Origin of the sequence: Mesorhizobium sp. M4B.F.Ca.ET.017.02.2.1 (assembly GCF_003998955.1) — a bacterium.
In the GTDB taxonomy this organism is placed as follows: Bacteria; Pseudomonadota; Alphaproteobacteria; order Rhizobiales; family Rhizobiaceae; genus Mesorhizobium; species Mesorhizobium abyssinicae.
The window spans coordinates 1-1,188 of the sequence record NZ_RZOF01000627.1; the positions used below are offsets into that span (position 1 = coordinate 1).

At 61.7% G+C, this 1,188-nt stretch carries 1 protein-coding gene; it reads right to left on the bottom strand.

Features of this window, described 5'->3' with window-relative positions; genetic code table 11:
* Positions 1-502: 502 nt before the first annotated feature.
* Positions 503-1,188 (bottom strand): zinc-binding dehydrogenase (locus EN738_RS34435; protein WP_127287378.1); only part of this gene is annotated, 686 nt, incomplete at its 5' end.

Genomic DNA, 1,188 nt, shown 5'->3' on the forward strand with positions numbered 1-1,188 from the left:
GTAGATCTCGCGCCCGAGTTGGCGACCCGGCTATCACAGGCGCTACGTGAACTTGGCATCGCGGCGAGTTTCTGGCCGGGTGGACGAATGCGCTGGGTCACCCATCTCGACGTCGATCGTGTCGCCGTTGCCGAGGCAATCGCAGCGGTGCGCAAGGTCGCTGAGAGTCGGAGATGAAAAGGGCCCCAAAGTCGCACGATGGCGCCAAGCCACGCGGGCGTGAAGTCGAATCCTTGCGGCGAGTTGTGCTCCGAGCCTCTGCACGAGCTCAAGACTTCAAGCCCACAACGACGACTATTTAAGGTTTCATTTCCTGCGTGCCCTGTCCGCGCCGGAGTCCCTCACGAGACTACCCGGCTGTCAGCGCGGGCTGGATCAAGTTTTTGGCTTCGACAACCTGAGCAGCGTCATCTTCGCCCCCAGCAGGGGTAAATCGCTCTGCTCTTCAGGACACTCAGCCCACCGATAGCGAGCCCTTGCCTCTTGATATCAAGCGCTGCCCTCACCAATCCATCACCACCTTACCCGAACTCCCACTCCTCATCGCATCAAAACCGGTCTGGAAATCGTCGATCCCAATGCGATGCGTGATCAGCCCCGAGACATCCAGCGGCCCCTGCACCAGGGCGATCATCTTGTACCAGGTCTCGAACATCTCGCGGCCGTAGATGCCTTTGAGGTGCAGCATCTTGAAGATGACCTTGTTCCAGTCGATCTCGAAGCCGGTCGGCGCGATGCCCAAAATGGCGATCTTGCCACCATTGTTCATGGTATCGATCATGTCGCGGAAGGCGGGTGCGGCGCCCGACATTTCCAGGCCGACGTCGAAACCCTCGGTCATGCCGAGCGCCGGCATGACGTCGCGCAGCTTTTCCTTCGAGGCGTCGACGACATGCTGGACGCCGAGCTTGCGCGCCAGGTCCAGCCGGACCGGGTTGATGTCGGTGATGACGACTTTTCGCGCGCCGACGCATTGCGCCACCAGCGCGCCCATGATGCCGATTGGCCCAGCGCCGGTGACCAGCACGTCCTCGCCGACCAGGTCGAAGGACAATGCGGTATGAACCGCATTGCCCAGCGGATCGAAGATCGCCGCGATCTCGTCCGGCACATCGTCGGGGATCGGCACGACATTGTGCTGCGGGATCGCCACATACTCGCCGAAGGCGCCGGGGCGATTGACGCCGA